The organism is Pseudomonas sp. Ors-4-3C (assembly GCF_055755035.1).
Genome location: NZ_CM146900.1, coordinates 2,466,865 through 2,490,779, shown reverse-complemented (window position 1 = coordinate 2,490,779; position 23,915 = coordinate 2,466,865). Strand labels below are relative to the sequence as shown.

The 23,915-nt window shown below is 59.6% G+C and carries 16 protein-coding genes; 6 read left to right on the top strand and 10 right to left on the bottom strand.

Annotated elements, in window-relative coordinates; translation table 11 throughout:
- Positions 1–301 precede the first annotated feature (301 nt).
- The 3 genes from ACVHNU_RS10930 to ACVHNU_RS10920 all read right to left on the bottom strand — a co-directional run bounded on the left by ACVHNU_RS10930 (position 302) and on the right by ACVHNU_RS10920 (position 3,583).
- On the bottom strand, positions 302–1,207 hold the full coding sequence (locus ACVHNU_RS10930) for an AraC family transcriptional regulator (RefSeq protein ID WP_003225137.1): 906 nt from the start codon (positions 1,205–1,207) through the stop codon (positions 302–304).
- 66 nt (positions 1,208–1,273) lie between these two features.
- The gene (locus ACVHNU_RS10925) at positions 1,274–2,143 is read right to left on the bottom strand and encodes a phosphatidylinositol-specific phospholipase C domain-containing protein (RefSeq protein WP_473019692.1); all 870 of its coding nucleotides are present in this window, start codon (positions 2,141–2,143) and stop codon (positions 1,274–1,276) included.
- A 147-nt stretch (positions 2,144–2,290) separates the two neighbouring features.
- On the bottom strand, positions 2,291–3,583 hold the full coding sequence (locus ACVHNU_RS10920; RefSeq protein WP_473019691.1) for a glycosyltransferase: 1,293 nt from the start codon (positions 3,581–3,583) through the stop codon (positions 2,291–2,293).
- Positions 3,584–3,859: 276 nt separating this feature from the next.
- Here ACVHNU_RS10920 and ACVHNU_RS10915 point away from each other — a divergent pair, with 276 nt between their 5' ends.
- On the top strand, positions 3,860–6,115 hold the full coding sequence (locus ACVHNU_RS10915; RefSeq protein WP_473019690.1) for a hypothetical protein: 2,256 nt from the start codon (positions 3,860–3,862) through the stop codon (positions 6,113–6,115).
- 18 nt (positions 6,116–6,133) lie between these two features.
- Here the strand turns inward: ACVHNU_RS10915 and ACVHNU_RS10910 are convergent, their stop codons facing one another.
- Entirely contained in the window at positions 6,134–6,499 is a 366-nt protein-coding gene (locus ACVHNU_RS10910) for a response regulator (protein ID WP_473019689.1), read from the bottom strand.
- Between the two features lie 261 nt (positions 6,500–6,760).
- On the opposite strand from ACVHNU_RS10910, the gene ACVHNU_RS10905 reads away from it, so the two are divergent.
- The 5 genes from ACVHNU_RS10905 to ACVHNU_RS10885 are packed head-to-tail and all read left to right on the top strand — an operon-like array spanning position 6,761 to position 13,311.
- Entirely contained in the window at positions 6,761–10,258 is a 3,498-nt protein-coding gene (locus ACVHNU_RS10905) for a response regulator (protein WP_473019688.1), read from the top strand.
- The gene (locus ACVHNU_RS10900) at positions 10,258–11,091 is read left to right on the top strand and encodes a CheR family methyltransferase (protein WP_201137597.1); all 834 of its coding nucleotides are present in this window, start codon (positions 10,258–10,260) and stop codon (positions 11,089–11,091) included. Before ACVHNU_RS10905 ends, ACVHNU_RS10900 begins: the two co-directional genes overlap by 1 nt.
- On the top strand, positions 11,088–11,681 hold the full coding sequence (locus ACVHNU_RS10895; protein WP_262141770.1) for a chemotaxis protein CheB: 594 nt from the start codon (positions 11,088–11,090) through the stop codon (positions 11,679–11,681). The genes ACVHNU_RS10900 and ACVHNU_RS10895 overlap by 4 nt, the downstream gene beginning before the upstream one ends.
- Positions 11,675–12,889, top strand: a complete 1,215-nt coding sequence (locus ACVHNU_RS10890) for a hybrid sensor histidine kinase/response regulator (protein ID WP_473019687.1) — start codon at positions 11,675–11,677, stop codon at positions 12,887–12,889. The genes ACVHNU_RS10895 and ACVHNU_RS10890 overlap by 7 nt, the downstream gene beginning before the upstream one ends.
- Before the next feature lie 44 nt (positions 12,890–12,933).
- Complete coding sequence (locus ACVHNU_RS10885; RefSeq protein ID WP_003225116.1) at positions 12,934–13,311, top strand: response regulator; 378 nt, start codon at positions 12,934–12,936, stop codon at positions 13,309–13,311.
- Positions 13,312–13,425: 114 nt separating this feature from the next.
- Here ACVHNU_RS10885 and ACVHNU_RS10880 read toward each other — a convergent pair whose 3' ends face one another.
- The 6 genes from ACVHNU_RS10880 to mexE form a co-directional block, all read right to left on the bottom strand.
- Positions 13,426–15,096 carry an ATP-binding protein gene (locus ACVHNU_RS10880; RefSeq protein WP_473019686.1) on the bottom strand — a complete coding sequence of 557 codons (1,671 nt, stop codon included), beginning with the start codon at positions 15,094–15,096 and terminating at the stop codon, positions 13,426–13,428.
- Complete coding sequence (locus tag ACVHNU_RS10875; protein ID WP_103522258.1) at positions 15,093–16,595, bottom strand: ATPase domain-containing protein; 1,503 nt, start codon at positions 16,593–16,595, stop codon at positions 15,093–15,095. The genes ACVHNU_RS10880 and ACVHNU_RS10875 overlap by 4 nt, the downstream gene beginning before the upstream one ends.
- Before the next feature lie 140 nt (positions 16,596–16,735).
- A complete protein-coding gene (locus ACVHNU_RS10870) occupies positions 16,736–17,791 on the bottom strand; it encodes a tetratricopeptide repeat protein (RefSeq protein ID WP_473019685.1) in 1,056 nt (351 codons plus the stop codon).
- A 182-nt stretch (positions 17,792–17,973) separates the two neighbouring features.
- The gene (locus tag ACVHNU_RS10865; RefSeq protein ID WP_003225107.1) at positions 17,974–19,395 is read right to left on the bottom strand and encodes an efflux transporter outer membrane subunit; all 1,422 of its coding nucleotides are present in this window, start codon (positions 19,393–19,395) and stop codon (positions 17,974–17,976) included.
- On the bottom strand, positions 19,395–22,583 hold the full coding sequence (locus ACVHNU_RS10860; RefSeq protein ID WP_003225105.1) for an efflux RND transporter permease subunit: 3,189 nt from the start codon (positions 22,581–22,583) through the stop codon (positions 19,395–19,397). The genes ACVHNU_RS10865 and ACVHNU_RS10860 overlap by 1 nt, the downstream gene beginning before the upstream one ends.
- A 15-nt stretch (positions 22,584–22,598) precedes the next feature.
- On the bottom strand, positions 22,599–23,852 hold the full coding sequence (gene mexE / locus ACVHNU_RS10855; RefSeq protein WP_262141774.1) for a multidrug efflux RND transporter periplasmic adaptor subunit MexE: 1,254 nt from the start codon (positions 23,850–23,852) through the stop codon (positions 22,599–22,601).
- Between the last annotated feature and the right edge of the window lie 63 nt (positions 23,853–23,915).

The window sequence follows — 23,915 nt, the reverse complement described above, 5'->3', positions numbered from 1 at the left end:
AGTTATTGTTTTTGTGTCTTCCTGTGCAGGAAGAATGTGCACTGATTACAGCCCTCAATCGACGGGCTGACAAATCATCCGTCGCACTCGAATCAATACTTTTTTGCACTGGGGTTTATTGCAGTAAATGCAGGGAAGGGGTTTTCAGCGGGGAGGGGCTATTGAATCAGTACAGGTTTCATCGCGTCGGATGCTTTTTTTGGGAGCGGGCTTGCTCGCGAAAGCGCTGTGTCAGTTTGCCGATCAGTTGACTGATACAGCGCTTTCGCGAGCAGGCTTACTCCTACAGGGGGCGGTGGTATCAGCCGAGGTTTTGTTCAGTCAGGCGCTGCACGGCGAGGCGTCGATAGTGTGACGGCGTCATGCCCTTGAGTTGCTGGAAGCGTCGATTGAAATTGGAAATGTTGTTGAACCCCGACTCGAAGCACACGTCGGTCACCGGTTTGTCGCCATCGGCCAACAATTCGCAGGATTTGCTGATGCGCAGGCGATTGACGAATTCGATGAAGTTGCGCCCGGTGGCCTGTTTGAACACACGACTGAAATAGGTCGGTTTCATCCCCAGATGCTCGGCGACTTCTTCCAGGGTCAGCTCGCGCGCGTAGTGGCTGAAGATGTAATCCACCGCGCGGTTGGTGCGGTCGATATTGTGCTCATCGGCCAGTTGCGTGTTGGTGGCACCGGACAGCAATTGATAGTCGTCAGTGGCTGCCAGCAGCTCCATCAGGATGAAAAAGTACCCGAGACGGGTAATGCCGCGTGTATCGGCAATCTGCTGCATCAGGGTCATGGCCTGGCGGATCGTGTCCTTGTCTCGAAACTCGATACCGTACTGCGCGCGTTCCAGCAGGGGGGTCAGGGTTTTGAGTTCGGCAAACACCAGATGCCCGCCTTCGAACAACTCGTCGGTGAAGTTCACCAGCATGTCGCGCTTTTCCACCACCTCGTCTTCGGCCACCTGGCTGATCCAGTTGTGCGGCAGATTGGGCCCGGTGAGGAACAGTGTTTGCGGGTAGAAGTTGCCGATGTAGTCGCCAATGAACACTTTGCCGGAGCTGGCGACGATCAGGTGCAGTTCGTATTCCTTGTGGAAATGCCAGCGCACCAGCGGACAGGGAAAACCGTGCTGGCGGTAAATGATGGACAGGCCGTTATGGTCGTCCATCAACTCGTAGGAGGGATCAGTGATTCGGGTGGCCCGGGTCATGTCCGATGCATTCTGTTGTCATGTTGACGTCCATCATGCACGCACGCTCCGGCCAGTGCCAGCGTCTCAGCCCCGGGCCTTCCTGAGACCTTTGGCGTGGTTGATCTGCTGGCAATACTCGATCAGTGGCGTGCCACCGATGAAGTCGGCATTGATGATGCTGCACTTGGGCGCCCATCCCGAGTCCGGGCCAAACCATTGATTGAGTTCGTTGGTAATTCGTTTGACGCCGGCCAGTTCGCCGTAACTGGTTGCGGACAATGACCACAAGGTGCCGGATCGCGGCGGGTTGGCCAGGGTTTTCGTGATGTGTTGCTTGAGTTGCTCGGGAGACGTGATGTCACTGCCGCTCCATTCATGACGGATATTCGGCCAGTACAGCGGCGAATTGAAGTCGGGATGCCATTCACTGGCCAACACCACTCGTTGCCGTGAATCGGCTTGTTTAAGTTGCCCCAGCGTCAAGTGGCTGTTGCTCCGGGGGATCAGTCGCGGCGCCAGATGATTCATGATGACTTGATGGAAACCCTGATAATCAAAAGGCTTGTTGTCGACCCCCTTGAGTTCATGAATGTCGAGGACGACGAATTCGCTCGGGTGCTCATCGAGGAACACTTCCAGGCTCTTGATCAGTTCACTCAGGGAGCGCCCGCGGAACAGTTTCAGGCCGTGAAAAGTATGAAACTTCTTGATGCCCAGCCAATGTTCGTCCGAATGCAGGCGCAAGTCGAAGGCGCGCACACCTTCACTCAGTTGCTGAATGAACGGGCCATCCTGGCAAACGAACCAGTTTTTTGCGGGTTGGAGATAGGCCGGATACGAGAAGTCGTAATCCAGCCCGGCGTTATGTGCGCCAGGCCAGAGAACTTCGCCGAGGGTCAAGGCGTCGATGGCGGACGCAGTCGTCATCCAGTTTTTATACGGGTAATTATTCATGGTGCATTCCGTTGCAGACAAAGTTGAGAGTTTACGACCCGAAAGATAGTTGCTTCAGTTCGAAAAACATTCTTTGGTTTGCTCGGGGAAAGTACAAGTCAACACTCTTTTCAAAGTGTTGAAGTGCTTTTGTTTAATACTGAAGAATTAACTGTTGTGGTTTTTTGCTTCGATCCATTGCGCCATGTATTGGGTGCTTTTGTGCAAGTGGTGACGCAACATGCTGCCGGTGAAGTTAGCGCGGCGCAGGGCCGGCAAGTTGTCGCGGCATTCTTGCAGACGTTCAATCAATGCCCGACCGTGGATGGCGTGCCGATAGCGCTCGTGCAACAACGTGACGCCGGCCTGTTGCGCGTCGGTCCAGCGCAACTTGTCTTCATGCAGTCTGACCGCCGCATCGGCCAGCGCCTGGGCCGACAGCGCCACCTCACCGGGCCACGGCAGCGCACCGCTCATGCCCTCAGCGCCGATGGGGGTGGTGACGTTCGGCGTGCCACAGAGCATGGCATCGACGATTTTGCCCTTGATCCCTGCACCGAACCGCAAGGGGGCCAGGCAAACCCGGGCTTGCGACATCACTTGCAGCGCATCTTCGGCCCAGTTCATCACATGAAAACCCTGCGCCGCGTTGTGCAGTGCAGTGGCCTTGGGCGGGGTGTAGGCACCGTAGATATGCAACTGCGCACCGGGCAATTGCTGGCGAATCAGCGGCCAGACTGCGTTCTTCATCCACAGCACGGCGTCCCAGTTCGGCGCGTGACGGAAATTGCCGATACTCAGAAAGTGCGCACGATCCTCGAAGGGCACGAAAGCGCCGCTCGGTGGTTCGAGCATCAACGGGCACCAGTGCAACAGGTCCCGGGGCACCTGGAACTGTTCGATCAGCAACTGGATTTCCACTTCGGAAATCATCAGGTTGAGGTCACAGCGATACAGCGCGGCGATTTCCCGTTTGGCCAGGTCGGTGTCGGCCATCAAGTCGAACTCTTCACCCAGCGCCGGGGCAAACAGTGCGCTGAAATCCTGATTATCCGGGTCGTCCTTCAAGCGCTCCTTGAGCCGCTGGTGACGGGCGTGTCGCAGACTTTGCAGGTCGGAAGTCTCCAGCACCCGCAGGGCATTCGGGCAATGTTTCTCGACGCGCCAGCCGAACTGCTCTTCCATCATGAACTGGTCGAACAGGACGATATCCGGGGCCAGTTCTCTGACGAAAGCATCAAAACTGCTGTTATTGAGTTCGATCGGTACTTCCAGAATCCCCAGCCCAGTCAGGTCAGCCTTGTGTTCGCCGGGCCCCGCCGGGCTGCTGAAGGTGATGTCCCAGCCTTGTTGCAGGAAGGTTTCGAGAATCTGCATCACATGCCCGCTGGCCGCCGAAGAGCGGGGTTCGGGCCAGACGTAGCCGATGACCAGAACTTTGGTGGCAGGCGATGCAGTCATTGACAGGTGTTCCTTACAGACAGGCAGAGAAAAACGGGGCGCATTAGACCACATCTGATGCCGGCTTTTACAGACAGGAAGTTTTCCGACTTGAGGAGTTGGCGGAGTTGCCTGACCGCAAGAGCCTGTTTCTGAAAGTTTGAATGTTGTCGGGATGTTGGAAAAAGTTGCTAACGGAACTTCATTTAATATTTCTTTCTTATATCGGTATGTTGCCTGCTGCTCGATAACTTCAAGTCAGCATTGATTGCTGGCCTCATACCGGAAAGTTAACTGATGAAAATGGATGCAGATGTTTTTGATCTTGGTCAAGCCGCAAGCGAGGACTGCGGGTTATTGGCGCTGCTTGATCCCTGGGGGACTCAGAGCAACTTGAACGAACCTCGCGTAGAGGCGCTGACGCAGGTACCTGACGGAGAAGATCCGGCCGATTTCATTGATTCGGTGAATATCAAGGAACTCGGCGACAAGATTGCCAGTCATTGCGCCGCTCTGACCGATCCTGCCAGTTTTCACCCGGCTTATTTCATCCGCACCCGCATCGAAGACACGGCGCATGCGTGGGTCACTGCACCCAAGGAACTGGCACAGATCACCTATGACGCGACGATTGCAGTCAAGTATCTGGAACATGACCCGGTCAATCGCAGCGATTCGCTGAAACCCGAAAAAGCACCGGCCAAATGGCGCCAGAAAAACTTCACCCTGGCCGAGCTTTGCACCGATCATCATTTGGTGGTGCTGAAGGAACATGGTTACAAGGAGATCCTCTGGCCTGAGTTTTATCCCAAGGCGTTGATCGAGGCCTTTTCTGAGGCCAACTACCAGGACGATTTCAAACAGTATGTGAAGGACCATCTCTTGCCCGCCGGCGCCCGTGTGTTTGGCTACTATTTAAAGAGAACGGAACTGATCAAACTGGTGGTCGAATTCATCAAGGACGAGAAGCGCGCGCTCGACGACCGTCATATCGCTTTCGCGTTTCTCAGAGGGACTCTGCCAGCGCGCACGTTGCTGCTGCACAGTGACCCGAACCTGCTGGTGGATAACGCGGTGTTTATTGGCCCCGACAACCTGTCCAACGGCATTCTGTTCTTTCTGGGTGAAGACCGGCAGGCCATTGTCTTTCCGTCCGGACATGACGCGCGCGGGAAGTTTCTCGAAAACAATGCGCAACTGCAGACGTTGTTGCTCAAGCGCGTTCCGCTTCGGGCACAGCAGCAGGCCCATGTCAGGGACTTCAAATATCGCGGCATGGAAATGCCGCTGTTCGCGACTCGGCCGCACTATCGGGAGCTGGTGTTCCGCACGAGCAACGACATCGGGCGCAGCTTGTATGAGCTGCAGGTCGAGCGCGCACTGGCGGATATCGACACCCTGGTGTCGACCTCGGAGGAGCGCATAACCGACCTGGCGCTCGAGGCCGCAGGGCATGTCCTGCAATGTCTGGCGCTGGCGGCTTCGATGCCCTGGGGCGGCAGCGGTGTGCTGGCCTCGACCTCGGTGAAGGTTCTGGTATCGATGCTGGTGGGCCTCGGTGCGGCGGCGACCGATCTGATCCGTGCGGAAATTGCCGACGACCCGGCCGAAACCGACCGCTTGCGCATCACTGCCGCGATAGGCGTACTGGCCGAGCTCGCGGGCCCGATCGGTGAGCGGCTGATCGGCAAAGCGTTGTCGGCCGCCGCGAAAAAACGCTTGAGCCAGCGCATTCTCAATACTCTGACCCAGGCGAACAGACCCTCACTGTTACGTCGACCGGGCGCAAGTCTGTCGCATCATTTGGCGAGTACGACTGGCAAGGAGATACCGGATCGGGCCAAAGGCGCGGTGGTCGCCGGTCAACTGCAAGAGCTGGCGGGCGGGCCGAGTGTCGCGCAAATGATCGCCGATCAAACCCAGCTCGTGCACCACGCGGGGCCGCAGAAGGGCTTTGTGTATCAAGGCTTCACCTTTCGCGGCGACACCCGTGATCCGTCGATTGTCTTCAAGGAGGGGTTCCGCCAGCGCACGCCCATCACTGACCTCAATCAGGTCAACGGTTTCAAGGGCGGCTACGGCGGCGCGCACGATGCGTTGGCACCGGACGGCGCAGGCATTTCAACGTCGGCATTTTACAAGAAGGATGGTGCTGGAGCCTTTGTCTACGGCGGCGACAAGGGCGGCCACACGTATTTCATCGATGCCCGGCAACTGGAGGGGTTTCATTTGTACGCCAACACCGAGCTGGCATTTCGGCCGAACACCGGGCTCAAGATGCTGCCTCCGCTGGAAATCAACTACGCCGTCGATATCTCGCCAAGGTTGATCCTCGGGGCATACGACAGTGCGGGTAAATTCATCCCCAATCCGCAGGCACTGCGACTGGCGATCCAGGCGAGTCAGGACGGCGTCGGTCACGGATTCGGCCGGGATGTTGCGAAAAAGGCCGGTAGCGGTGCCGATCCATTGATTCCAACGGGTGGCGAGACCTACGGCAACGAGCCAAGGCTCGAAGCCGAATATGGAGGGGCTAAATTCAGCATAGGGTGACTTTAGCCCGCTTCACGGTTACTTCTGAGAGAGAATGCCCTTGACCTTGTCACGCAACTGATCGATCGAGAACGGTTTGCCGATGACGTGCATGTCAGCGGGTACGTCGATGTTTTCGGCGTAACCGCTGGCGAACAACACGGGCAGGGTGGGGCGTAGTTCACGGGCTTTGCCGGCCAGTTCACTACCTTTCATGCCCGGCAGGCCGTAGTCGGTCATCATCAAGTCGATATCGTTGCTCTGATCCCCGAGAATCTTCAGCGCAGACTCGCCGTCGTCCGCCTCCAGCACATTGAACGCCAGCTCCTCCAGCACGTCGACGATGAGCATGCGCACGATGTTGTCGTCTTCTACTACAAGGATGGTGGACGCTGGGGTGGACATATTGGTGCTCTCAAGAAAGGAAATCGGGACGGCGACCGGTCGAAAATGCCGGGCTCTTGCATGAGTAAGTGGCGCATGGCCACAAGTTCCCGATTCGATGGAAAAAAGATTAGCTGCAATCCGCGGCGCAAGGATAACGGTTGGTTGCTCGAGAAGCGCAGCAAAATGTAGGAAATTGCTGCCAAAGCAGTCAGAAACATGGATCCATGCGGCCGTTTTGGGGCAAACTCCCGGGTTTCGACAGTTCGACAAGGCCGCCCCATGTCCACTCCGTCTTCGATTGATGAAACACGGTTTCGCAAACTCCTGACGCGCAACATCGGCTTGCCGCTGGGCGTTGGCGCGCTCAGCGCCGTGTTCTTTGTGTCTCTGATTACTTATCTGCTGTCGGTGATCCAATGGGTGGAACACACCGACCGGGTGATCAATAACGCCAACGAAGCGGTGAAGCTCACCGTTGATCTGGAAACCGGCATGCGCGGTTTCCTGCTCAGCGGCGACGAACACTTCCTCGACCCGTATGAAACCGCCAAGCCGCGGATCAACGTCGCGCTCAATACCCTGCTGGAACTGACCGCCGACAACCCGGTGCAGACCGATCGTCTGCGGCGTCTGCAGGCATTGCAGACCGAGTGGGCCAACTACGCGCAATCGATGATCGATCTGCAGCGCTCCAGCGGTGATTACCGGGGCGCGGTGAAAGCCGGGCGTGGCAAGCGCCTGACCGACGAGATCCGCAAGCAATTCGAAGATGTGATCGATATGGAGCAGCAGTTGCGCACCACGCGCAACGAAGACGTGCGCCGCACCACGATCTGGAGCATCACCCTGTACCTGCTGTTTATCGCCGGGATCAGCGGCTTGCTGGCCTATGTCGGTCGCCGCGATCTGATTCGCCTGTCTGACAGCTACAGCGCCAACCTCGCCGCGCAGCAGGCCAGCGCCGAGCGTCTGGAGCGCCAGGCGTGGATGCGCAGCGGCCAGACCGAACTGGCAGAGCAGGTGCTGGGGCAACTGACGCTGAACCTGCTGGGGCGCAACATTCTGCAGTTCTGCGCGCAATATCTGGGCACCGCCGTGGCGGCGTTGTACGTGCGCGAAGAACACGGCGGCCTCAAGCGTGTGGCGTCCTACGGCTTCTCCCGCGAGCAGGAAGAACTGGATCAGCAGATCTATAGCGGCGAAGGCATCGTTGGTCAGGTTGCCCAGCAGGGGCAACTGATTCGTCTGGACTCGGTGCCGGCCGACTACTTCAAAGTCAGCTCGGGCCTGGGTCAGGGGCTGCCACGCAGCGTGCTGGTGGTGCCGACGACTAATGATGACCAGGTCAACGGCGTGATCGAGTTGGGCTTTTTACGGCCACTCACCGAGCGCGATATCGAATTGCTGGAACTGATTGCCGGCAACATCGGCACCTCGATCGAAGCGGCGCGTTATCGCCAGCGCCTGCAGGAAGTGCTGGCTGAAACCCAGCAGCTCAACGAAGAGTTGCAGGTGCAGCAGGAAGAGCTGAAAACCGCCAACGAAGAACTCGAAGAGCAGTCGCGGATTCTCAAGGAGTCGCAGGCGCATCTGGAAACCCAGCAGGTCGAGCTGGAGCAGACCAACGAGCAATTGGCCGAACAGGCAAAGACCCTGGCCGAGCAACGCGATGCGATGGATCAGAAGAACACCGAGCTCAATCATGCCCAGGTGCAGCTCGAAGAGCGCGCCGAAGAGCTGCAGCGCTCGAGCAAGTACAAGTCCGAATTCCTCGCCAACATGTCCCACGAACTGCGCACGCCGCTGAACAGTTCGCTGATCCTCGCCAAGTTGCTGGCGGAGAACCCGCAGGACAATCTATCGGCCGAACAGGTCAAGTTCGCCGAATCAATCTATTCGGCGGGCAACGATCTGCTGAACCTGATCAACGACATTCTCGACATTTCCAAGGTCGAGGCCGGCAAGCTGGAAGTGATCCCGGAAAACACCAGTGTCGCGCGTCTGGCCGATGGCCTGCGCAGCGTGTTCGAACCGCTGGCAGCGGAGAAGCAACTGTCTTTCAGCGTCGAGTTGCAGGCGGATGCGCCGATCATGCTGTACACCGACCGCCAGCGTTTGGAACAGGTGATCAAAAACCTGCTGTCCAATGCCGTGAAGTTCACCGAACACGGCGCGGTCAGCCTGACCATCGCCAGTCAGCCGAACGAGCGCATTGCGTTCATCGTGCGCGATTCCGGGATCGGTATTGCCGCGGACCAGCAGGAAAGCATCTTCGAAGCATTCCGTCAGGCCGACGGCACGACCAACCGCAAGTACGGCGGCACCGGTCTGGGCCTGTCGATCTCGCGGGATCTGGCGGCATTGCTCGGCGGTTCGATCAGCGTCAGCAGCGCGCCGGGGCAGGGCAGTGTGTTCACTCTGGTGTTGCCGCAGCAATACAGCGAGCCGGGTGACAGCCCCGCGGCCCCGTTGACCTTCACTGCGCCGGCATCGATTCCGGTGCCGGTTGCACTGCCACCGGCAGGCGTATCGCCCATGGCGCCGGTGCACATCCCGCGCTTTGCCGATGACCGTGGCAAGGCACCGTTCGCCACCCGCTGCATTCTGGTGGTGGAAGACGAGCCGAATTTTGCCCACATCCTCTACGACCTCGCCCACGAACTGGGTTACCAGTGTCTGGTGGCCCACGGTGCGGACGAAGGGTATGACCTGGCCCGCGAGTTCGTGCCGGACGCGATCCTGCTCGATATGCGCCTGCCGGACCACTCCGGTCTGACCGTGTTGCAGCGTCTGAAAGAACACGCCGAAACCCGGCACATCCCGGTGCACGTGATCTCGGTTGAAGACCGCGTTGAGGCCGCGATGCACATGGGCGCGATCGGTTATGCGGTCAAGCCGACCACCCGCGAAGAGCTCAAGGACGTGTTCGCCCGCCTCGAAGCCAAGCTGACCCAGAAGGTCAAGCGCGTGCTGCTGGTCGAAGATGACGATCTGCAGCGCGAAAGCATTGCCCGCCTGATCGGCGACGATGACATCGAGATCACCGCCGTCGGTCTGGCGCAGGACGCGCTGGAGAAACTGCGCACGACGATCTACGACTGCATGGTGATCGACCTGAAATTGCCGGACATGCTCGGCAACGATCTGCTCAAGCGCATGTCTACCGAGGACATCTGTTCGTTCCCGCCGGTGATTGTCTACACCGGACGCAACCTGACCCGCGATGAAGAAGCCGAGCTGCGCAAGTATTCGCGCTCGATCATCATCAAGGGCGCACGTTCGCCGGAACGTCTGCTCGATGAAGTGACACTCTTTCTGCACAAAGTCGAATCGCAGTTGTCCCATGAGCGGCAGAAGATGCTCAAGACTGCCCGCAGCCGCGACAAGGTTTTTGAGGGGCGCAAGGTGCTGCTGGTGGACGACGATGTGCGCAACATCTTCGCCCTGACCAGCGCGCTGGAGCATAAGGGCGCAGTCGTGGTCATCGGCCGGAATGGTCGTGAGGCGATTGATAAGTTGAATGAAGTCGAGGACATTGATCTGGTGCTGATGGACGTGATGATGCCGGAAATGGATGGTTTTGAAGCCACCATTGAAATCCGCAAGGACCCGCGCTGGCGCAAGCTGCCGATCATTGCGGTGACGGCCAAGGCCATGAAGGACGATCAGGAGCGCTGCCTGCAGGCGGGCGCCAATGATTACCTGGCCAAGCCCATTGACCTGGATCGCCTGTTCTCGTTGATTCGCGTGTGGTTACCGAAGATGGAACGCATTTAGTGGAAAGCAGTCACTCTTTGGAGCGCAACAGCGAAATCGAATTACGCCTGTTGATCGAGGCTATCTACCTCAAGTACAGCTACGATTTTCGCGATTACTCCGGCGCTTCGATCAAGCGCCGGGTGCAGCACGCCTTGAGCCAGTTCGAATGCGCGACCATTTCGGCCTTGCAGGAGAAAGTCCTGCACGATCCGACCGCGTTCATGCAGTTGCTGCAGTTGTTGACGATCCCGGTCAGCGAGATGTTTCGCGATCCATCGCACTTTCTGGCGATCCGCAAGGAAGTGGTGCCGCTGCTGCGCACCTATCCGTCGCTGAAGATCTGGATCGCCGGGTGCAGCACGGGTGAGGAGGTGTATTCGATGGCGATTCTGCTGCGCGAGGAAGGCCTGCTCGACCGCACGATCATCTACGCCACTGACATCAACCCGCGCTCGCTGGACAAGGCCAAACAGGGGATTTTCTCCATGGAGAACGTCCGCGCCTACACCGCCAATTACCAGCAGGCCGGCGGCCAGCGCTCCTTTGCCGATTACTACACCGCTGCTTACGGCTACGCGATCTTCGACAAGAGCCTGTGCGAGAACGTGACCTTCGCCGACCACAGTCTCGCGACTGATAGCGTGTTCTCCGAAACGCAGCTGATTTCCTGCCGCAACGTACTGATTTACTTCAACAAGAAACTTCAGGACCGTGCCTTCGGTCTGTTTCACGAATCGCTGTGCCACCGTGGCTTTCTGGTGTTGGGCAGCAAGGAAACGCTGGACTTTTCCAACTACTCGAATCAGTTCGAACCGCTGGTCAAACAAGAACGGATCTACCGCAAATTATGAACGATGCCGTTGATTTGCCTCGCGTCGAAGCCATCGTGGTCGGTGCTTCGGCCGGTGGTGTCGAAGCACTGCTGACGCTGCTCGCGCCGCTGCGCAAGGGCTACGTGTTGCCGATCATTGTCGTGTTGCATCTGCCGGAAGAGCGCCGCAGCCTGTTGGCCGAGGTGTTTGAGCGGCGGCTGATGCTGCCGGTGCAGGAGGCGACGGACAAGCAGGACATCGTCCCCGGCACGGTTTACTTCGCTACACCCGGTTATCACCTGTCGGTCGAGCAGGATCGCAGTCTGTCGCTGAGCCTTGAAGACCGCGTGCACCATTCCCGACCGTCGATTGACTACCTGTTCGAATCCGCCGCCGACGCTTACGGCGAAACACTGGCCGCCGTGTTGCTGACCGGCGCCAATCACGATGGCGCTCGCGGCCTGGCGCAAGTCAAGCAGCGCGGCGGACTGACCATCGTTCAAGACCCAGAAGATGCACAGGTCGCCACCATGCCTCAGGCTGCACTGAAGCTTCAGCAGCCCGACCATGTCCTACCCATTCACGGCATCGGCCGTCTGCTTGTCGAGCTGGAACGAATCGCATGCTGAGTAATATCCAGGCCAAATTGCTGATCGTCGACGATCTGCCGGAAAACCTGCTGGCCCTCGAAGCGCTGATCAAGCGCGAGGACCGCACCGTCTACAAGGCGCTGTCGGCGGATGAAGCACTTTCGCTGCTGCTGCAACACGAGTTCGCCATGGCCATCCTCGACGTACAGATGCCGGGTATGAACGGCTTCGAACTCGCCGAGTTGATGCGCGGCACCGAGAAAACCAAGAACATTCCGATCATTTTCGTCAGCGCCGCCGGCCGCGAATTGAACTACGCGTTCAAGGGCTATGAAAGTGGTGCGGTGGACTTCCTGCATAAGCCGCTGGATATCCACGCGGTGAAGAGCAAGGTCAACGTATTCGTCGACCTGTACCGTCAGAGCAAGGCCATGAAGCAACAGGTCGAAGCCCTTGAGCAGGCGCGCCGCGAGCAGGAAGCGCTGCTGCAGCAACTGCAGAGCACGCAACTGGAGCTGGAGCAGGCGGTGCGGATGCGCGATGACTTCATGTCAATCGTCGCCCACGAAGTGCGCACGCCGCTCAATGGCCTGATACTCGAGACCCAATTGCGCAAGATGCATCTGGCACGGGACAACGCCGCTGCGTTTACCCTCGACAAAATGCACGCGATGGTCGATCGCGACGAGCGGCAGATCAAAAGCCTGATCCGGCTGATCGAAGACATGCTCGACGTTTCGCGCATCCGCACCGGCAAGCTGTCGATCCGGCCGAATCGTTTCGATTTGTCGCAACTGGTGGGCAACCTGCTGCAGAATTTCGCGCAGCAGATGGAGGCCGCCGAGACTGAAGTCAGCTTCACCGCGCCGGAGCCGGTGGTGGGTCATTGGGACGAGTTCCGTATCGAACAGGTGGTGTCCAACCTGCTGACCAATGCCTTGCGCTACGGTGGCCGCAGTCCGATTCAGGTGCGCGTGTACCGTGTGGGCGACGAGGCGCGGGTCGAGGTTCAGGACCATGGCATCGGTATCAGTGAAGAGAACCAGAAACGTATTTTCCAACAGTTCGAACGGGTTTCCGCCAAGACGGTAGTGGCTGGTCTCGGGCTGGGTCTGTTCATTTCCGAGCAGATCGTCGCCGCCCATGGCGGCTCCATCGCCGTCGAGAGTCAAATCAACGAAGGCGCCCTGTTTCGCGTTTGTCTGCCAATCCAGGAAAACGGCACATCCGACGCAACCTCTGAGTGACCGCACGGTCGTATCAGCAGCTATTGACCGAACAAAGGCTTCCCATGAGCGTAGATGCACAAGATGTAGTACTCGTCGTCGAGGACGAACCGGTTATCTTGATGGTGCTGACAGATTATCTGTCGGGGCAGGGGTATCGCGTGTTGCAGGCCGAAAACGGCGAGCAGGCGTTCGAGATTCTCGCGAGCAAGCCGCATCTGGACATGTTGATCACCGACTTCCGCCTGCCGGGCGGAATCTCCGGCGTGCAGATCGCCGAGCCGGCAGTAAAACTGCGCCCGGATCTGAAAGTGATCTTCATCAGCGGCTACCCGCAGGAAATCCGTGAGACCGGCAGCCCGATCACGCGCAAGGCGCCGATCCTGGAAAAACCGTTCGATCTGGATGTGCTGCAGGAAAAGATTCAGGAACTGCTGGCCTGATCTGAATACACCGAAACGCCCCTGTAGGAGCTGCCGCAGGCTGCGATCTCTTGATCCTGAAAACAAGATCAAAAGATCGCAGCCTGCGGCAGCTCCTACAGTCGTTTTTGGGGGTCAGTTCTTGATCATCTCGCGAACCTTGGCGGTCAGCAGATCGAAGGTGAACGGTTTGGTGATCATCTGCATCCCCGAGTCGAGGAAGCCACCGCGCACGGCAGCGTGCTCGGCATAACCGGTGATGAACAACACCTTCAACCCGGGCCGGTACTGCCGGCCGATTTCCGCCAGTTGCCGACCATTCATGCCCGGCAGGCCGACGTCACTGATCAGCAGATCGATGCGCTGCGCCGAGTTGAGGATCGGCACGGCGCCGTCGGCATCGCCGGCTTCGACAAACGCATAACCCAATTCACTGAGCACCGCGCTGACCAGCACGCGCACGGCAGGGTCGTCTTCGACGATCAACACGGTTTCGCCATCCAACGCCTCCGGGGCCTGCTGAACAGCGGACACCGGATGCTCCACCTCTTCGCCGCGAAAGCGTGGCAGGTACAGTTTGACCGTGGTGCCCTGATCGATTTCGCTTTCAATCGTGACGTGACCACGGGACTGTTTGCTGAAGCCGTAAATCATCGACAGACCCAACCCCGTACCCTGACCGATGGGCTTGGTGGTGAAAAACGGATCGAACGCGCGGTTGATCACGCTCTGCGGCATGCCGCTGCCATTGTCGGTGACGCTGAGCATCACGTAATCGCCAGGCTCGAGATTCGGGTAGGCCTCGGTGAATTCCCGTTCAAGCACCTGGTTGCTGGTCTCGACCACCAGTTTGCCGCCTTCGGGCATCGCGTCGCGGGCGTTGAGCACCAGATTGAGCAGGGCGCTTTCCAGTTGATTGGGGTCGGCTTCGGCGATCCACAGCTGGTCGTTGAGGCGCATGTCCAACTGAATGCTTTCGTTGAGGCTGCGTTGCAGCAGCTCGCCCATCGACAGCACCAGTGTGTTCATCTGTACGGCTTTGGAGTCCAGCGATTGCCGGCGCGAGAACGCCAGCAAGCGGTGAGTCAGTCCGGCAGCGCGGTTGGCTGAAGTCACGCCAAGATCGATCAGGCTGTCGAGGTCTTCGGTGCGCCCGCGAGCCAGCCGTCGACGTAGCAGCTCGAGACTGCCGATGATCCCGGTGAGCATGTTGTTGAAGTCGTGGGCGATGCCGCCTGTGAGCTGGCCGACCGCTTCCATTTTCTGCGACTGGCGCAAGGCTTCTTCGTTGTGGCGAAGTTGCGCGGTGCGCTCCTCGACCTGTTGCTCAAGGGTTTCCAGGGTCGATTGCAGGCGCCGTTCGCTTTCACTCAAATCGATCAGGCGATCGCGGGCGTCGTACTGTCGTCGTCGTCCGCGCAGGGCGGTGGAGACCAGGCTGACCAGGGTCGCCGGATGGAACGGGCGCTCCAGGAACGTGACGTTGCCCAGCAGTTTGCTCAGGCGTGAGGAGGGGCCTGGTTCCGGGCCTCCGTGGTGGGTCAGCAAGACGATCGGCAGATCCGACCAGGCCGGTTGCTGTTCGAGAAAATTCAGCAGCGTTTCCAGTTCGGGGCCGCGCAGGGCTTCGGTGGCAATCAGCAGCAGTCCGGCGCCGGGTTCCAGTTGCGCACACAGTGCACCCAGATCTGGCGTGATGACCCCACCAAACCCTGCCTCATTGAGGATCATCAGCGCCACCTGGCTGTCACGACCCATGGGCGCCAGAATCAGCGCCCGTTCCGCCAGCGTTACGGTAACCGTCACAAGGTTTCTTCCCGCAACAGCGGATTGCTCGCGCCGAGGTAAGTCGGCACGCCGCGCAACACACCCTGGAAGGCCTCCAGCGGTTCACCGATGGTCATGCCGTGCGTGGAAATACGATATTCACGGATGGTCGATTCGTGGCTGCCGGTACGTTTCTTGATGATCGAAATCGCCCGGCGGACCTTGCCGATGGCTTCGAAGTAGCGGAGCAGGATCACCGTGTCGGCCAGGTAAGTGATGTCCACTGGCGCCTGCATGTCGCCGACCAGACCGTGCTGGGCCACGGTCATGAAGGTCGCTGCGCCTTTGCGGTTGAGGTACAGCAGCAGCTCGTGCATGTGCAGCACCAGTGCGTTCTCTTCCGGCATCGCCGCTTGGTAACCGTTGATGCTGTCGATCACCACGGTCTTGATGTTGCCTTCGTCAACGCAGCGACGTACCCGGTGGGAGAACTCGCCGGGGGACAGTTCGGCAGCATCCACTTGTTCGATCAGCAGGTTGCCGGTGGCTTGCAGCGCCTTGAGGTCGATGCCGATGTTGTTCATACGCTCAAACAGCAGACCCAGTTCTTCATCGAAGATGAACAGGGCGGCTTTCTCGCCGCGAGACACGGCGGAGGCGGCGAAGATCATCGAGATCAGCGATTTGCCGGTACCGGCCGGGCCAAGGATCAGCGTACTGGAGCCGGTTTCGACCCCGCCGCCGAGCAAGGCGTCCATTTCCTGGATGCCGCTGCTCAGTTGCAGGCGTGGGTAGTCGCTGCGGTGTTCGGCGGCGACCAGGCGTGGGAACACATGCACGCCGTCGCCCATGATGGTGAAGTCGTGGTAACCGCCACGGTACTTCTGGCCGCGATACTTGACGATGCGCACGCGTCGGCGCTCGGCGCCGTAATTGGGGGTCAGTTCTTCGAGGCGGATCACCCCGTGGGCGACGCTGTGCACGGTCTTGTCGAGGGATTCGGTGGTCAGGTCGTCAAGCAGCAGGACAGTGGCGTCGTAGCGCACAAAGTAGTGCTTGATCGCCAGAATCTGTCGGCGGTAACGCAGCGAACTCTGCGCCAGCAGGCGGATTTCGGAGAGGCTGTCGAGTACCACGCGAGTCGGCTTGAAACGCTCGACCACTTCGAAAATCTGCTTGGTGGCTTCGCCCAGTTCCAGGTCGGAGGAGTACAGCAGGCTTTGCTGATGCTCGGCATTGAGCAGGCTTTCGGGTGGCGTCAGCTCGAAGATCTCGATGTTCTCGTTGAGCTCCCAACCGTGAGACAGCGCGCCCTGGCGCAGTTCACGTTCGGTTTCCGACAGCGTGATGTACAGACAACGTTCGCCGGCACGGGCGCCCGCCATCAAGAAATGCAACGCGACGGTGGTTTTGCCTGTACCGGGTTCACCTTCGAGCAAAAACACATGCCCTCGGGACAAACCGCCGGCCAGGATGTCATCCAGGCCGACGATGCCGGTGGCGGCTTTTGCACTGATCAACTCGTTGGACGTAGACAAAGAATGCCCTCTCATGACTAGGGGAATCGAGGCAGCAGGCTGTATCAGCCGTTGTGCTCTACCTGATTACTTGACCGCTGCCAGTCATGACGGTTCCGAGGTTTCGATATCAAAATGTCATTGAATTAACGAGTAAAGGCTCAAAGTCCTTGCTGCAAGGCCGGGTCGTCAGGGTTCATCTGCTCCAGTTGTGCCAGCAGGATCTGCACGTTCTGCAACTGCCCGCTTTCCTTCCAGTAATTGATCAGCAGCACCCGGGCCTTGCGGTCGGCGGGGTGGCGCTGCACGACTTCCTGCAACTGTTTTTGCGCCGCTTCCAGCTCTTCGGCGGCGTGCAGGGTGGTGGCGAGGTCGTAGCGGTAGTCCTTGTTGTCGGGCTCGAGTTCCACCGCTTTGGACAAACCGAGCAGGGCGAACTCACGTTGGTCGTGGTGCAGCAGCCACAGCCCCAACGCGTGTTGCAGGTAGGCGGAATCCGGTTGGGCCTGCAGCTGTCTGGCCAGCAACTGGCGGGCGGCGTCGCTTTGGCCCTGACGGTCGAGGACATCGATTTGCATGACCAGCGCCGGAAGGTTATCCGGTTCCAGGCGCAGGGTATTGTCGAGCGCTTGCTGCGCTTGTTTGAGTTCGGCGTTGTGCAGATACAGGCGCGCCAGTTGCGCATAGGTGGCGGCGTTTTCCGGTTGCTCCTTGAGCACTTGCTCCCAGCCATCGATCGCTTGCTGCAACGGCGCGAAATACAGACCCAGTTCATCCGGCGTCAGGCCCAGCAAGGCGTTGATCGCAGCGAACCGCACACTTTGGTCTTCATCGTCGAGCATTGGCCCGAGCAACAGACTGCGCTGCCCGCCGGGCACCAGTCCCACCACACTTTGAATCGCCGCCAGTCGCACTTCGGGCGCGTCGTTTTGCAGATGGGCGTCGGCCAGTTTCAGCGCTTGCGGGCTTGGATAGTTGGGCAGCTCCGCCAGCAGCCAGGCACTGCGTTTGGGCGACAGATCCGGGCGTCCCAACTGTTGATACAACTGCCGCGCTGCACCCGGCTGCCCCGAACGGGCCGCCGTGAGGGCTTCGCTGTAGCCGCGCTTGATCGCTTCTGGCACCACCGGCGTGGTGCTGCGCAGCGATAACCAGGCGATGACGATAACCAGCACAAGGCCAAGGCTGATGAACAGGTAGCGGCGGGACTGAGGCATGCAGGATTCCGTGAACGGGCGTTCTTTGGCAGAGGGGGCAAGCTTCGGTCAGCATGGCCGTTGAGTCAAATTCCCACACCGATCAATTGTGAGAACAGGCACAAAAAAGCCCCGCGACCGAATGATACGCGGGGCAAAAAATTGGTTGGTTGCGGCCAACCAAAGGAGCTCTGTAGAAATGCTTACTTGCTGGCGACGGTTTCCGGCTGCCAGCCACCACCCAGGGCCTTGTAGATCGCGACGATGCCGCGATACAGATCGACTTCAGCCTGGGCCTGGCTGTCTTCGGCATTCAGACGTTCCCGCTGAGCGTCGAGCAGCACGAGGAAGTCGGTAGTGCCTTCGCGGTAGCGGATCTCCGCCAGATCGGCTGCCTTGCGGCTCGATTCACTCTGGCGGATCAGCGAGATCAGCCGTTGCTGACGCTTGCCGTAATCGCTGAAGGCGTTTTCCGATTCTTCCAGCGCCAGCAGCACTTGTTGCTCGTAGGTCGCGAGCGCGCCTTCGGCATCGGCATCGGCGCCGCGCAGACGGGCGCGCACGCTGCCTAGGTCGAACGCTGCCCAAGTGATGCTCGGGCCGAGTGCCCAGGCGTTGGCCGCCGAGGAACCGATCTGCGAACCACGCCCGGCCGTCCAGCCAAGGAACCCGCTGAGGCTGACCCGTGGGAACAGATCAGCTTTCGCCACGCCGATTCGCGCGGTGGCCGAGGCCAGTTTGCGTTCGGCGCTGAGGATGTCCGGACGGCGTTGCAGCAGCTCACCCGGATCGCCGATCGGCAAGGCCTTGGCAATCGCCGGCAATTCTTTCGGGCTCAGATCCACGGTCAGTTTGTCCGGACGCTCACCCAAGAGGGTAGCGATACGGTTTTTCTGCCGAACCTGTTCCGCCTGCAGTTGCGGCACGCTGGCTTCGACCGAGGCCAGACGCGCATCGGCACGTTCGACGTCGAGCTGATCGCCAACGCCGGCGTCACGCAGGCTGATGGTGATCTTGCGTGACTCCTGCTGGTTTTCCAGGTTGGCCACGGCGATTTTCTCGCGCAGTTGCGCACCGCGCAGCTGACCGTAGGCATCCACCAGTTCGGCAATCATGGTGACTTGCAGTTGGTACAGATCGGCTTCCGCTGCCTGCTGGTCGGCGTCGCTGGCTTCCAGATTGCGCTGGATGCGCCCGAACAGGTCGATTTCCCAGGCCATGTCCAGCCCCAGATCGTAGCGTTCGCTGTTGACCCGTTTGGTGGTCTGGCCGGGGATTTGCCCCTTGGCCAGATCACTGCTCGCGCGGCTGGTGATGGTCGGCATCGCATCGTTGCTGACGTCGTCGCGGATCGCCCGGGCGGCTTTCCAGCGGGCGAACGCCACGCGCAGTTGACGGTTGCCTTGCAGCGATTGAGTCACCAACTGGTTGAGGGTCGGATCGTCGAATTGCTGCCACCAGATGCCTTCGAACTTCGAACGGTCAAAGTTCTTCTGACCGGCAGCGCCGTCGGTGGCGGTCGTGATGTTGGCCGCCTCCGTCGCCGGGGTCTTGTAGTCAGGGCCGACGGCGCAGGCGCTCAACGCCAGCACCAGCAGACTCGGCAGGAAGACTTTCAGACTCATTATTGCGCCTCCAGTGGCTTTTGCAGAGCGTGTGCCTTGGCCGCTTTGCGGGCTTCGCCACGCTCGACGAAATTACGGATCAATACGTAGAACACTGGCGTCAGCAACAGACCGAAGAAGGTCACCCCGAGCATCCCGGAGAACACCGCCACACCCATGGCATGACGCATCTCGGCACCGGCACCGCTGGAGAACACCAGAGGCACCACACCCATGATGAACGCGAAGGAGGTCATCAGGATCGGCCGCAGACGCAGACGGCAGGCTTCCAGAACCGCCGCCAGCGGATCGAGACCTTCCAGCTGTTTGTCCTTGGCGAACTCGACGATCAGAATCGCGTTCTTGCACGCAAGCCCCACCAGTACGATCAAGCCGATCTGGGTGAAGATGTTGTTGTCGCTGCCAGAGATGATCACACCAGTGATGGCCGACAGCAGGGTCATCGGTACGATCAGGATCACCGCCAGTGGCAGGCTCCAGCTTTCGTACTGAGCGGCGAGTACCAGGAACGCCAGCAGGACGCAGAGCGGGAACACGAACAGCGCGGTGTTGCCGGACAGAATCTGCTGGTAGGTCAGGTCGGTCCACTCGTAGGTCATGCCGTTCGGCAGTTCATCCTTGAGCAGTTTCTCGATGGCTTTTTCCGCTTGACCGGAGCTGTAGCCGGGGGCTGCCGCACCGTTGATTTCCGCGGTGATGAAGCCGTTATAGTGCATCACGCGATCCGGGCCCGAGGTGTCGCTGACCTTGATGAAGGTCGCCAGCGGGATCATTTCGCCTTTGTTGTTGCGCACTTTCAGCTGACCGATCTGGTCGGATTCGAGACGGAACTGCTGTTCAGCCTGAACGTTGACCTGATAGGTGCGCCCGAAGCGGTTGAAGTCGTTGGCATACAGCGAACCCAGGTAGATCTGCAGGGTATCGAAGATGTCGCTGACGGCCACGCCGTGGGTCTTGGCTTTTTCGCGGTCGATGGCAGCGTCGACCTGCGGCACGTTCACCGTGTAGCTGGTGAACAGCCCGGCCAGTTCAGGCACGTTGTGGCTCTTGGCGATGATGTTCATGGTTTCCTTGTACAGCTCGTCGTAGCCCAGGTTGCCCCGGTCTTCGATTTGCAGGCGGAAACCACCAATGGTGCCCAGGCCTTGTACCGGCGGTGGCGGGAAGATCGCCATGTACGCTTCCTGAATGTTCGCGTACTGACCGTTCAAGGCTCCGGCGATTGCTCCGGCGGACATGCTTGGGTCTTTACGTTCGTCGAACGGTTTCAGGGTCACGAACACGATGCCGGCGTTCGGACTGTTGGTGAAGCCGTTGATCGACAGACCGGGGAACGCTACGGCGCTTTCCACGCCTGGCTGTTTCAGCGCCAGGTCTGACATGCGCTTGATCACGTCTTCGGTGCGATCCAGGCTCGCGGCGTCCGGCAGTTGCGCGAAAGCCACCAGGTATTGCTTGTCCTGGCCGGGGACGAAACCGGTCGGGGTGTTGGCAAAACCGAAGAAGGTCAGCACCATCAGGCCTGCGTACAGCAGCAGGGCGATACCGCTGCTGCGGATAACCCGGCGCACGGTGCCGACATAACCATGGCTGGCGCGGTCGAAGAAGCGGTTGAACGGACGGAACAGCCAGCCACCGAAGATCTTGTCGAGCACTTTGGAGAAGCGGTCTTTCGGCGCGTCATGCCCTTTGAGCAATACGGCAGCCAGTGCCGGCGACAGGGTCAGCGAGTTGAACGCAGAGATCACGGTCGAGATCGCAATGGTCAACGCAAACTGCTTGTAGAACTGCCCGGTGAGGCCGGAGATGAACGCGGCCGGTACGAACACCGCACACAACACCAGCGCCGTGGCGATGATCGGGCCGGTCACTTCACGCATCGCCCGCTTGGTCGCTTCGACCGGGGTCAGTCCCAGTTCGATGTTGCGCTCGACGTTCTCCACCACCACGATGGCGTCGTCCACCACGATCCCGATCGCCAGTACCAGACCGAACAGCGACAGGGCGTTGAGCGAGAAACCGAACAGGTGCATCACCGCAAACGTACCGATCAACGATACCGGCACCGCCACCAACGGAATGATCGAGGCGCGCCAGGTCTGCAGGAACAGGATCACCACCAGCACCACAAGGATCAGTGCTTCGAAGAGGGTGTGAACCACTGCTTCGATCGAGCCGCGCACGAAGATCGTCGGGTCATAGACGATGCTGTAGTCCATGCCTTGCGGGAAGCTTTTCTTCAGCTCTTCCATCTTGCCGCGAACTTCGTTCGAGATCTCGATGGCGTTCGAGCCTGGACGCTGGAAGATCGGGATCGCTACAGCAGGCTGGTTGTTCAGCAACGAACGCAGGGCGTACTGGCTGGAACCCAGCTCGACGCGAGCGATGTCCTTGAGACGAGTGATTTCACCGTTGTCGCCTGCGCGAATGATGATGTTCTCGAACTCTTCTTCGGAGACCAGACGGCCCTGCGTGTTGACCGACAGCTGGAAGCTTTGGGCATTCGGGGCAGGGGGCGCGCCGAGCTGACCGGCAGCCACTTGACGGTTCTGCTCACGAATCGCCGTCACCACATCAGTGGCGGTCAGATTGCGCGAAGCGGTCTTGTTCGGATCCAGCCAGACCCGCAGCGAGTAGTCGCCCATGCCGAACAGTTGCACGTCACCGACACCGCCCAGGCGAGCCAGCTCATCCTTGATGTTGAGGATCGCGTAGTTGGACAGGTAGAGCATGTCGTAGCGTTTGTCCGGCGAGGTCAAGTGCACAACCATGGTCAGGTCGGGCGAGGCCTTGTCGACGGTGATACCGATGCGCGTCACTTCCTCGGGAAGTTTCGGTTCGGTACGGGTCACCCGGTTTTGCACCTGCACCTGCGCGTTGTCCAGGTCGGTGCCCAGGGCGAAGGTGATGGTCAGGGTGATCTTGCCGTCAGCGGTGGACTGCGAGGACATGTACAGCATGTTCTCGACGCCGGTGATGGCTTGCTCCAGCGGAGCGGCCACGGTTTCACCGATGACTTTGGGGTTGGCGCCCGGGAAGTTGGCACGCACCACCACGGTGGGCGGCACGACTTCCGGGTATTCGCTGATCGGTAGCTGGAACAGCGAGATCGCACCGGCGATCAGGATCAACAGCGAGAGCACCGCTGCGAAGATCGGCCGTGAAATGAAGAATTGGGAAAAATTCATCGGAGTTGTCGTCCCTTAACCGCGTGGGGTCGCAGCGGCGAGCTTCACAGCCGTACCCTGTGCACCTTTGGCGGGTGCGACTTTGGGCAGGTTGCTGGCTTCCAGCGCTTGTCGTTGTTGAGCCAGAGCGGCAATGGTCTGCTCGCTGGCCATCGGGATCACTTCAGGGGTAACCGGCGAACCCGGACGTACCCGCTGCAAGCCCTTGACGATGATCGTGTCGTCCTTGTTCAGGCCGCTGCGCACGATGCGCAGGCCTTCGATCTTCGGCCCGAGTTCGACGGGACGGTAGGCGGTCTTGTTGTCCGCATCCATCACCAGCACGAACTTCTTGCCCAGATCGGTGCCGACCGCTTCGTCGTTGATCAGCATGGCGTTGTAGGTGCCGCTGCCGACCAGTTTCAGCCGTGCGTACAGGCCTGGGGTGTAGGTGCCGTCGCTGTTGTCGAACACCGCACGGCCACGGATGGTGCCGGTTTTCGGGTTGACCTGGTTGTCGACGAAGTTCATTTGACCGAGGTGCGGGTTGCCGTCTTCGTTGGACAGGCCCATGTACACCGGAGTGGTCGCGCCGCGCTGACCGTTACGGGCGAGTTGGGTGTATTTGAGGAACACACGCTCGTCGGCGTCGAAGTAGGCGTAGACCTTGTCGGTGGAGACCACGCTGGTCAGCGGGGTGGTGTCGGCGGTCACCAGGTTGCCCGCAGTGATTTCGGCACGGCTGACGCGACCGCTGATTGGCGCGGTAACGCGGGTGAAGCTCAGGTTCAGCTTGGCCAGATCCAGCTGCGCTTGCAGTGCGCCAACGGCGGCGCGGGCTTCCTGTGCAGCACTGGTGCGCGAGTCGGCCAGTTCCGCGGAGATCGCGTTGCTGGCACGCAGACGTTCGCCACGACCGGCTTCGTTTTCACTGCGGGTGGCGTTGGCGCGGGATTGGGCAACCAGAGCTTCGAGGCGGCGCACCTCAGCCTGGAAAGGACGCGGGTCGATCTGGAACAGCAGGTCGCCTTTCTTGACCAGCGCGCCTTCGGTGAAGGCGACCTCGTCGATCTGGCCAGAGACCCGGGGACGGATTTCAACGGTTTCCGGCGCTTCGAGGCGCCCGGTGAATTCGTCCCACTCGTTGACCGGTTGTTCCAGCACCTTCGCCACGCTGACTTTGGCAGCGGGCAGGGTGGCGGCAGTCTCCGGAGTCTTGCCGCAAGCGCTCATCACCAGCACGGCCAACAGGGCCAAGGGGAAGCGCAAATGTTTGAGTGACTGTTCCATGGAATCATCCGCCAATGTATTGAAGATGGGCGGATGATGCTCGGCGGGGGTGTGATGGCACGA

What these genes read in the sequence shown, in the direction of transcription:
- ACVHNU_RS10870 (WP_473019685.1), bottom strand. Translation starts at nt 17,791, where the DNA reads ATGCCTCAGTCCCGCCGCTACCTGTTCATCAGCCTTGGCCTTGTGCTG.
- ACVHNU_RS10865 (WP_003225107.1), bottom strand. Translation starts at nt 19,395, where the DNA reads ATGAGTCTGAAAGTCTTCCTGCCGAGTCTGCTGGTGCTGGCGTTGAGC.
- ACVHNU_RS10920 (WP_473019691.1), bottom strand. Translation starts at nt 3,583, where the DNA reads ATGACTGCATCGCCTGCCACCAAAGTTCTGGTCATCGGCTACGTCTGG.
- ACVHNU_RS10860 (WP_003225105.1), bottom strand. Translation starts at nt 22,583, where the DNA reads ATGAATTTTTCCCAATTCTTCATTTCACGGCCGATCTTCGCAGCGGTG.
- ACVHNU_RS10905 (WP_473019688.1), top strand. Translation starts at nt 6,761, where the DNA reads ATGTCCACTCCGTCTTCGATTGATGAAACACGGTTTCGCAAACTCCTG.
- ACVHNU_RS10895 (WP_262141770.1), top strand. Translation starts at nt 11,088, where the DNA reads ATGAACGATGCCGTTGATTTGCCTCGCGTCGAAGCCATCGTGGTCGGT.
- ACVHNU_RS10890 (WP_473019687.1), top strand. Translation starts at nt 11,675, where the DNA reads ATGCTGAGTAATATCCAGGCCAAATTGCTGATCGTCGACGATCTGCCG.
- ACVHNU_RS10925 (WP_473019692.1), bottom strand. Translation starts at nt 2,143, where the DNA reads ATGAATAATTACCCGTATAAAAACTGGATGACGACTGCGTCCGCCATC.
- ACVHNU_RS10885 (WP_003225116.1), top strand. Translation starts at nt 12,934, where the DNA reads ATGAGCGTAGATGCACAAGATGTAGTACTCGTCGTCGAGGACGAACCG.
- ACVHNU_RS10915 (WP_473019690.1), top strand. Translation starts at nt 3,860, where the DNA reads ATGAAAATGGATGCAGATGTTTTTGATCTTGGTCAAGCCGCAAGCGAG.
- mexE (WP_262141774.1), bottom strand. Translation starts at nt 23,852, where the DNA reads ATGGAACAGTCACTCAAACATTTGCGCTTCCCCTTGGCCCTGTTGGCC.
- ACVHNU_RS10910 (WP_473019689.1), bottom strand. Translation starts at nt 6,499, where the DNA reads ATGTCCACCCCAGCGTCCACCATCCTTGTAGTAGAAGACGACAACATC.
- ACVHNU_RS10930 (WP_003225137.1), bottom strand. Translation starts at nt 1,207, where the DNA reads ATGACCCGGGCCACCCGAATCACTGATCCCTCCTACGAGTTGATGGAC.